Source organism: Flavobacterium sp. (assembly GCF_029242675.1).
Lineage (GTDB): Bacteria > Bacteroidota > Bacteroidia > Flavobacteriales > Flavobacteriaceae > Flavobacterium.
On record NZ_JAQWTM010000182.1, the window covers coordinates 1 to 9437 of the forward strand.

8 protein-coding genes are annotated in these 9437 nt (G+C 36.6%); 7 read left to right on the forward strand and 1 reads right to left on the reverse strand.

Annotated elements, in window-relative coordinates; all coding sequences use genetic code 11:
• Positions 1-96 precede the first annotated feature (96 nt).
• The 4 genes from thrA to P8M54_RS07005 all read left to right on the forward strand — a co-directional run bounded on the left by thrA (position 97) and on the right by P8M54_RS07005 (position 5778).
• Positions 97-3360, forward strand: coding sequence for a bifunctional aspartate kinase/homoserine dehydrogenase I (thrA, locus tag P8M54_RS06990; RefSeq protein ID WP_300286615.1), 3264 nt, complete (start codon positions 97-99; stop codon positions 3358-3360).
• 226 nt (positions 3361-3586) lie between these two features.
• Positions 3587-4036, forward strand: coding sequence for an OsmC family protein (locus P8M54_RS06995; RefSeq protein ID WP_300286617.1), 450 nt, complete (start codon positions 3587-3589; stop codon positions 4034-4036).
• 83 nt (positions 4037-4119) lie between these two features.
• Positions 4120-5292, forward strand: coding sequence for an aminotransferase class I/II-fold pyridoxal phosphate-dependent enzyme (locus P8M54_RS07000; protein WP_300286619.1), 1173 nt, complete (start codon positions 4120-4122; stop codon positions 5290-5292).
• Positions 5293-5367: 75 nt separating this feature from the next.
• On the forward strand, positions 5368-5778 hold the full coding sequence (locus P8M54_RS07005; protein WP_300286621.1) for an Rrf2 family transcriptional regulator: 411 nt from the start codon (positions 5368-5370) through the stop codon (positions 5776-5778).
• A gap of 78 nt (positions 5779-5856) precedes the next feature.
• On the opposite strand, the gene P8M54_RS07010 is transcribed toward P8M54_RS07005, so the two are convergent.
• Positions 5857-6639 carry a sulfite exporter TauE/SafE family protein gene (locus tag P8M54_RS07010; protein WP_300286622.1) on the reverse strand — a complete coding sequence of 261 codons (783 nt, stop codon included), beginning with the start codon at positions 6637-6639 and terminating at the stop codon, positions 5857-5859.
• Between the two features lie 350 nt (positions 6640-6989).
• On the opposite strand from P8M54_RS07010, the gene P8M54_RS07015 reads away from it, so the two are divergent.
• The 3 genes from P8M54_RS07015 to P8M54_RS07025 form a co-directional block, all read left to right on the forward strand.
• Positions 6990-7712 (forward strand): phosphoadenylyl-sulfate reductase, encoded by a 723-nt coding sequence (locus P8M54_RS07015; RefSeq protein ID WP_300286625.1) that lies wholly within the window; start codon positions 6990-6992, stop codon positions 7710-7712.
• Between the two features lie 76 nt (positions 7713-7788).
• Positions 7789-8688, forward strand: a complete 900-nt coding sequence (gene cysD / locus P8M54_RS07020; protein WP_300286627.1) for a sulfate adenylyltransferase subunit CysD — start codon at positions 7789-7791, stop codon at positions 8686-8688.
• Positions 8689-8798: 110 nt separating this feature from the next.
• Positions 8799-9437: GTP-binding protein (locus P8M54_RS07025; RefSeq protein ID WP_300286629.1), on the forward strand; the 639-nt coding region annotated here is incomplete at its 3' end.

Sequence of the window (9437 nt, forward strand, 5' to 3'; positions counted from 1 at the left end):
CCATCCTGATTCACCACTCACAATGGTGCTTTTTATGCTTCCCTAAACTTAAGTTATCAAATTTTTGGAGCTCCTTTGCATACGGCTCCAATTGTTATGATTAATCATGCCTTAACGGGAAATTCGCAAGTAATTGGCGAATCAGGATGGTGGAATGATATTGTAGGTATAGACAAAACAATCGATACCCGAAAATATACCATTGTATCTTTTGATGTGCCTGGAAACGGCTTTAACTCGGATACCATTGAGAACTACAGAGATTTTATTGCTAGAGATATCGCTCGAATATTTATCGAAGGACTTCGGATTCTTGAAATCCATAGTTTATTTGCTCTCATCGGTGGTTCAGTAGGTGGCGGTATCGCTTGGGAAATTTTGGCCTTAGAACCTAAACTAGCGCAAAATTTTATTCCCATTGCTACTGATTGGAAAGCCACTGACTGGCTGATTGCTAATTGTTATTTGCAAGAGCAAATCTTGAATAATTCTAAAAAGCCAATCGAAGATGCACGCATACATGCTATGTTGTGTTACCGTACGCCAGAATCATTCAAGGAAAAATTTAATCGCGATATCAATGCCGAATTAGAAACTTTTAAAGTGGAAAGCTGGTTGAACTATCACGGCGAAAAATTAGAAAAGAGGTTTCAGCTAGCGGCCTACAAAATGATGAATCAATTGCTTAAAACGATTGATATTACCCGAAATCATGAATCGCTGGAAAGTATAATTTCGAAAGTGGAGGCGAACATCTATATCGTGGGTATTAATTCAGATTTATTCTTTACCGCCAAAGAAAATAGGGATACCTATGTCGAAATCAAGAAATTTAAAAGTAATGTATTTTATAGCGAAATTGACTCGCAGCACGGTCACGACGCTTTTTTGATGGAATACGAACAATTAGACAATTTATTAGAAGTTGTTTTCAAAAATAAAAAACAGATGAAAATAGTAAAATTCGGTGGTAAATCGTTAGCAAATGGAGAAGGAATTAATGCGGTTTTAAATATTATTGAAAGTAAAATAAACCAAGAGGAAAAGATTGCTGTGGTCGTTTCAGCGCGAGGCAAAGCAACTGATGAATTAGAGGATATTTTGACTATCGCTGCTAAAAACGGAAACTACAAGCCTTTGCTAGAGAGTTTTAAATCCTATCAAAAGGATGGTTTTGATGCAGTCGATTTTTCGGCAGAATTTGACAAGCTTGACAAATTATTGGAAGGCGTAAGCTTGATTGGTGATTATAGCAATAAAATCAAAGATCAAATCTTAGCACAAGGCGAAGTACTTGCGGCAAAACTAGTGGTGTTTTTATTAAACCAAAAAAATATTCTTGCAAAGCTAGCCGATACCAGAGAACTGATTATCACCGATTCTAATTTTGGTGACGCGCAGCCATTAGATGCTATTTCGAAAAAGAATTGTATCCAATTCTTTAATGAAAATAAAGAGGCAGTGGTAGTGGTAACTGGTTTTATTGGTTCCAACAGTAAAAACGAAACTACGACGCTAGGTAGAAACGGTAGCAATTATACCGCCTCTTTAATCGCTAATTATATCAATGCCGAAGAATTGCAAAACTTCACGCATGTAGATGGAATTTATACGGCAAACCCCGAATTAGTTCTCGATGCAAAAAAAATTGAAAACTTATCCTATAATGAGGCGAATGAGATGGCGAATTTTGGTGCGACTATACTTCACGCTAAAACGATTATTCCGTTGTTAGAAAAAAACATTCCGTTGCGTATTTTGAACACTTTCAATCATGAGAACAAAGGGACTTTAATTACGGCTACTTCTTCCGAAAGCGGAATCAAAACATTGTCCGTTCTTGAGAATGTATCTTTGGTTAATCTCGAAGGGAGAGGATTGTTGGGTAAAACTGGAGTTGATGCCCGTATTTTTAGAGTAATGGGCGATAATGATATTAGCGTAAGTATTATTTCGCAAGGTTCATCAGAACGCGGAATTGGTCTTGTGGTTGCTGCGGATAAAGCATCAAAAGCCAAAACTGAATTAGAAAAAGAATTCGAGAATGACTTCTATTCTAAAGATGTCAATAAAATTACGGTGGTCGATAATGTATCGGTGATTTCGATAATTGGTCAAGATTTGAGTACGTTTCACAAACCGTATACGGCTTTGATTAAAAACAAAATCGTACCTATTTTGTTCAACAATACCGTGACGGGTAAAAACGTGAGTTTGGTGGTGAAAAAGTCTGAGCTCAACAAAGCGTTAAACGTAATTCACGGAGAAATCTTTGGCGTAGCTAAGAAAATCAATATTGCCATTTTCGGACATGGATTGGTTGGCGGGACTTTGATTAACCAAATTCTGGAATCGGCAAAAGCAATTGAAAAAAGAAAAGACGTTAAGCTGAATGTTTTTGCCATTGCCAACTCTAAAAAAGTACTTTTAAATAAAAACGGAGTTGCTGCTGACTGGAAAAACCAAATTGATACTAACGGCGTTTCCTATACTATTGATGACGTGATTGCTTTCGCAAAAGAGCACCATTTAGAAAATTTGATTGCAGTTGATAATACTGCGAGTGCTACTTTTGTAGAAAATTATATTCCATTAGCAGAGCACAGTTTTGATTTGATTTCGTCTAATAAAGTAGCCAACACCTTGAGCTATGGTTTTTATAAAGAATTACGAAATGTACTAGCCGAAAATCAAAAGAATTATTTATACGAAACTAATGTTGGTGCTGGCTTACCGCTTATTGATACGATTAAATTATTGCATCTTTCGGGGGAAAACATCACTAAAATTAAAGGAGTATTCTCTGGAACGTTGAGTTATTTATTCAATCATTTTTCTGCCAAAGAGGTTCCGTTTAGCGAAATATTAAAAGAAGCAATTGATAGTGGATTCACAGAGCCCGACCCAAGAGAAGATTTGTGTGGGAATGATGTAGGTCGAAAACTATTGATCTTAGCCAGAGAATTGGATTTACAGAACGAGTTTGATGAGGTAGCTATCCAGAATTTAATTCCGGAACACTTACGTGACGGTAGCGCGGCCGATTTCTTGACGAAACTGAAAGAATTTGATCCTATTTATGATAAAATAAAGAAAGACCAAAAACCGAGACATGTTTTGAGATACATAGGAGAGTTGTCCGGAGATTTGCAAAATGAGAAAGGGATTTTGGAAGTAAAATTAGTTTCCGTACCTTCGGATACCGCTTTGGGTGGATTAAAAGGATCGGATTCTTTCTTCGAAATCTACACAGAATCCTACGGAGACCGACCAATTGTAATACAAGGAGCAGGAGCTGGGTCAGCAGTTACTGCGAGAGGCGTTTTTGGAGATATTTTGAGATTATCGGATAAGGGGTAAAGCCCCCTAACCCCCGAAGGGGGAATAGCAATAGTTTAGAGTTAAATAATAGATAGGCGTTTAAAATCCGCATTCTTGCGAAAGTAGTTGCGTTTTATCTGCATTCTAAAAAAGTGATGAGTTTATAGTACTAGAAAAAAAAGAAAAAATCCGTTGTGATCGTTTTTAAATCCGCGTTATCCGCGTTCTATAAAAAGCGAAAGCAACGTTCATAAACACAAATAACATGAAAATTACATTAAATAGAGTAAATGACAATTTCCATTTCGAATTAAAAAATGAACGTGGACATATTGTAAGTGTAGATAATCGCTCTGAGTTTGGAGGAAATGATTTAGGTGCAAGCCCGATGGAATTGGTGCTGATGGGAGTAGCAGGCTGCAGTGCCATTGATATGATTTCGATTCTAAAAAAACAACGTCAAGAAATCACTTCTTTCAAGGCTGAGGTCGAAGGCGAGCGTGTACAAGTTGGTGAAGCCAAACCATTCAAAGACATCCATGTTGTTTTTTATTTGGAAGGCAATATAAAAGAAGACAAAGCGGCAAAAGCAGCACAACTTTCGTTCGAAAAATATTGCTCGGTTTCTAAAACATTAGAACCAACAGCTACAATACATTATAAAGTGGTTTTGAACGGGAGCCCCCTAACCCCCGAAGGGGGAACTAGTAACTAATAGTTGAGTTATAAATATTAAATTTAGTAACAAACAAATCAACCCCAACACAATTCCCCCTATGGGGGTTAGGGGGCTTATTTATGGAAAATAATAATTTTGGTTTTGAAACCCAAGCCATCCGCAATCAACTAGAAAGAACGCAATATTTAGAACATTCGGTTCCTTTGTACTTAACGTCGAGTTTTGTTTTTGAGGATGCCGAGGATATGCGTGCTTCTTTTGCTGAAGAGAAAGAGCGCAATATTTACAGTCGTTATAGCAATCCTAATAACAATGAATTTATCAATAAAGTCTGCGCGATGGAAGGCGCACAAGCTGGTTTTGCCTTCTCATCAGGTATGGCTGCGGTTTATTCGACTATGGCTGCCTTATTGGTATCGGGAGATCATATTGTGTCTTCAAGTAGTGTTTTTGGAGCGACACATTCTTTATTCGTTAATTATTTCCCCAAGTGGAATATCGAAACGACTTATTTTGATATCAACCAACCAGAAACCATCGAAGGTTGTATTAAACCGAATACCAGAATTCTTTTTGCCGAGTCTCCTACAAATCCTGCAGTTGATATCATCAATTTGGAATTGCTTGGTACCATTGCCAAAAAGCATAATCTGATTTTAATAATCGACAATTGTTTTGCTACACCTTATTTGCAACAGCCGATAAAATGGGGAGCACATTTAGTAGTGCATTCGGCTACGAAGTTAATGGATGGACAAGGTAGAGTCTTAGGCGGAATTACCGTTGGTGACCCGGAATTAATTCAAAAAATATATTTATTTAGTCGCTTAACGGGACCTTCATTGTCACCGTTTAACGCTTGGGTATTGTCGAAAAGTTTGGAGACTTTGGCTATTCGATTAGACAGACATTGCGAAAATGCAATGAAAGTTGCAGAGTTTTTAGAACAGCATCCCAATGTAAATAAGGTGAAATATCCCTTTTTGAAGTCGCATCCTCAATATGAAATTGCAAAAAAGCAAATGAAAGCTGGAGGAAATATTGTTGCCTTTGAGATAAAAGGTGGCTTAGAAGCGGGTCGAAACTTTTTAGATAAGATAAAACTGTGTTCGCTTTCGCCAAATTTAGGTGACTCAAGAACAATCGTGACACATCCTGCCTCTACAACGCACACTAAATTATCAGTGGAAGAAAGGCTTGCTGTGAGTATTACAGATGGTTTAGTGCGTGTTTCAGTTGGATTAGAAACTGTCGAAGATGTGATTGCTGATTTGAAGCAGGCTTTAGGTTAATACTAAGATTTGTGATTAACGATTTTTGATTGTAGCTTTGGAATCACTAATGAATTAATGATTAGTGTAAAATGTATGCTTTCAAAGAAAACGAAATACGGAATAAAAGCATTGACTTTTTTGGCGCGCCAAGAAGATCAAACTCCTGTCGCTATTGCTGATATTGCAAAAAGCGAAACTATTTCGGTTAAATTTCTGGAAAGTATTTTATTGCTTTTACGTCATTCTGGTTTTTTGGGTGCAAAAAAAGGAAAAGGAGGCGGTTATTATCTAATCAAAGAGCCAAAGGATATTAACATGGCTAAAGTATACCGCATTCTCGAAGGTCCAATCGCTTTATTGCCCTGTGCATCACATAATTTTTATGAAAAATGTGATGACTGTCAAGATGAGGCAGCCTGTGCTGTCCGAAAATTAATGACTGAAGTCAGAGACAATACGCTTAAAATTTTAGAGAATAACAGTTTAGCAGATATTATTGTTTAGTCGACTGACCAGTACTAAAAAATCCCTTTTGATAACCATTGTGGTATCAAAAGGGATTTTTTTATGGTTTTAGATTTTTTAGAATACTAAATTATAGCCTACAAAGAACAACATGATTGCGATGGCATTTCTCAGTAATAAATCGGGTACTTTACCACTTAGCATACTACCGATAAAAATACCAGGAAGTGAACCCATAAGTAACTGAACGAGCAATGTTACATCTAAATTTCCCATAGAAGCATGTCCAAGGCCTGCTACCAATGTTAAAGGTACTGCATGAGCAATTTCGGTACCAACTAATTTTGGAGTTGGTAGTAAGGGGAATAGAAAAAATAACGTAACCGTACCTAAAGCTCCTGCACCAATTGAAGTAAGCGTTACAGTTACTCCAAGTAAAACGCCGATAGCTACAGTAAGTAAATTTTGTGTTTTACTTTCTGAATGAAATTTATCACCAGAGTGCTTTTGAGAAAAAACAAGTAACTTCTTTTTGAAAAGGACAGCAATTGAAGTAAAAAGGAGCGCCCAACCTAAACTATACTTAATGATGGAATTAATGGATGATATATCAGTTTTAATACTGTTTAAAACCCACAACGTAACAACAGCAGCAGGTACGCTTCCTAAACTGAGCCAGCCGGTAATTGACCAATTAATATTTTTTTTCTTATGATGCACGAAAACGCCACCCATTTTGGTAAAAGCGGCATACAACAAATCCGTTCCAACTGCAGTAGTAGGAGGGATTCCAAACCAAAGTAATATCGGTGTCATCAAGGAACCTCCACCAACTCCGGTTAATCCAACAATAAAACCAACAACTAATCCAGCAACTATAAACCCTAATTGAAAATCCATAACTTAAATAATTTTTGCCAAAAGTATAAACTAATTTATAATAATCCTATCGATTTAGTAGGGTTATCTGATTTTTATGAAAAAAAATCAAATGCATCGTTTTTACTCAGTAGTTGCAGCGACAAAGTTATACTAAAATTAGTATGAATTTTATTTTTTAATGGCTTCTATTCTGATTTTTGTCAGCTGCTGATTATTAGGTTTTAAACTAAAGGGATCCTTTGTCCGATTCTTAAACTATTTAAAGTAATTTTCCGTTTAAATATTTTTGTAATAGCGATATTTGTTTTACTTTTGCGAAGTAATCTACTAAACCGATAGGGTAATAGTTTTAAATAGATAAAAAGAATATGAATCTCAGCCAAACGAATGACTTAATAGCTAGAACAAAAGACCTTTCAATCGAAGAAACTTTTGCTTTTTTGACCAATCAATTCCCTAATAAGGTGGTTTTTTCAACTTCATTTGGGCAAGAAGATCAGGTAATAACAGCTATGATAGCAGAGAGTAATGCTGCGATCACAATTTTTACGTTAGATACGGGTCGGTTATTCCAAGAAACCTATGATGTTTTTCATAAAACATTGAAGAAGTATAAAAAACAGATCGAAGTTTACTTTCCTGAAGCTACAGCTGTACAAAATTTATTGAATGCAAAAGGACCGAATAGTTTCTATGAATCGGTTGATAATAGAAAAGAATGTTGTTTTATTCGAAAAGTAGCGCCATTGACTAAAGCTCTAAAAGGAAATTCAGTTTGGATTACAGGTTTAAGAGCAGAACAATCAGAGAATAGACATGATTTACACCTTTTTGAATACGATTCGAAATTTGATATCATTAAATTCAACCCATTATTAAAATGGACATTGAAAGAAGTAGAAGGTTATTTAGAAAAAAACAACGTGCCTCAAAACGCTTTACATAAAAAAGGATTTGTAAGCATTGGTTGTGCGCCTTGTACCAGAGCAATTGCCGAAGGTGAAGACATAAGAGCCGGAAGATGGTGGTGGGAATCAAGTCACAAAGAATGTGGTTTGCATAGCCCCCTAACCCCCAGAGGGGGAAATTAAAAAGAGAAAAAGAATAAATTATTAACAATAAAATCACCCCAACAGTACCCCCTTCGGGGGTTAGGGGGCTTATAATATGAGTTCACTATTAAAAACAAACGCATTAGAAAGCGAAGCCATATACATTTTCAGAGAAGTTATCTCTCAATTTGATAAACCAGTATTGCTTTTTTCTGGAGGAAAAGATTCAATCACCTTAGTTCGCTTAGCGCAAAAAGCGTTTTTTCCTGCTAAGATTCCGTTTCCATTATTACACGTTGATACCGGTCATAATTTTCCGGAGACCATTGAATTTAGAGACCGATTAGTAAAAGAATTAGGTCTAGAATTGATTGTTCGTAATGTGCAAGATGCCATTGATGAAGGTAAAGTAGTAGAAGAAACGGGTAAATATTCGAGTAGAAACAGTTTGCAAACAACCACTTTATTGGATGCAATCGAAGAGTTTAAATTTGATGCTTGTATTGGTGGTGCGCGTCGTGATGAAGAGAAAGCAAGAGCTAAAGAACGTATATTTTCTGTTCGTGATGACTTTGGTCAATGGGATGAAAAAAACCAACGTCCAGAATTGTTTGATTTATTGAATGGTAAAATTGAAAATGGTCAAAACGTTCGCGTTTTTCCTATTTCAAATTGGACAGAATTGGATGTTTGGAGCTATATCGAACAAGAGCAAATCGAAATTCCATCCATTTACTTCTCACACAAGCGTAAAGTATTCTTAAGAGACGGAATGATTTGGTCACACTCTCCTTATGTGTACCAAGAAGAAAACGAAGAAATTGAAGAACGCATTGTTCGTTTTAGAACAGTGGGTGATATGAGTTGTACTGCAGCAGTTGATTCGTATGCAGCAACAATCTCTGAAGTGGTAGGCGAAATCAGAGCTTCTACAATCTCAGAAAGAGGTGCTCGAATTGACGATAAACGTTCAGAGGCAGCGATGGAGAAAAGAAAACAACAAGGATACTTTTAAGCCCCCTAACCCCCAAGGGGGAACAATGGACTTATAAAAAAAATATTTAATAATTTAAAATCAAAACCTAGCTCCGTTCCGCCGCGGCGGAGAGGGCTGGGGTGGGGCCTATGGAAGTTTTAAAAATAGCAACAGCAGGAAGTGTAGATGACGGAAAAAGTACCTTAATCGGAAGATTATTGTACGATACACAATCTTTGACTACAGATAAATTAGAAGCAATTGAAAAAAGCAGCAAGCAAAAAGGATATGATTATCTTGATTTTTCTTTGGCTACTGATGGTTTAGTGGCTGAAAGAGAACAAGGAATCACGATTGATGTGGCGCATATTTATTTTTCTACTGCTAAGAAAAGTTACATTATTGCTGATACTCCAGGACATGTTGAGTACACACGGAACATGGTTACAGGAGCTTCGACTTCACAAGTTTCTATCATTTTAATTGATGCTCGGAAAGGAGTAATTGAGCAAACCTACCGTCACTTTTTCATCAATAATTTGTTGAGAGTGAAAGAGGTAATTGTTGCTATAAATAAAATGGATTTGGTTAATTACTCAGAGGAAGTTTTTAATAAAATCAAAGCCGACTTTGAAGCGTTAAACGCTAAAAGTACTTTCAAAGAACAAAACGTAAGTTACATTCCGTTGAGTGCTTTGACGGGTGATAATGTCGTGGAATCTTTAGGCGGAATGCCTTGGTACGAAGGACAAACAATTCTAGAACACCTAGAGGCTTTAGAGACAGCT

Excerpts from the sequence above, each read along its gene's own strand:
- thrA (WP_300286615.1), top strand. The coding sequence starts at position 97 with ATGATTAATCATGCCTTAACGGGAAATTCGCAAGTAATTGGCGAATCA.
- P8M54_RS06995 (WP_300286617.1), top strand. The coding sequence starts at position 3,587 with ATGAAAATTACATTAAATAGAGTAAATGACAATTTCCATTTCGAATTA.
- P8M54_RS07000 (WP_300286619.1), top strand. The coding sequence starts at position 4,120 with ATGGAAAATAATAATTTTGGTTTTGAAACCCAAGCCATCCGCAATCAA.
- P8M54_RS07005 (WP_300286621.1), top strand. The coding sequence starts at position 5,368 with ATGCTTTCAAAGAAAACGAAATACGGAATAAAAGCATTGACTTTTTTG.
- P8M54_RS07010 (WP_300286622.1), bottom strand. The coding sequence starts at position 6,639 with ATGGATTTTCAATTAGGGTTTATAGTTGCTGGATTAGTTGTTGGTTTT.
- P8M54_RS07015 (WP_300286625.1), top strand. The coding sequence starts at position 6,990 with ATGAATCTCAGCCAAACGAATGACTTAATAGCTAGAACAAAAGACCTT.
- cysD (WP_300286627.1), top strand. The coding sequence starts at position 7,789 with ATGAGTTCACTATTAAAAACAAACGCATTAGAAAGCGAAGCCATATAC.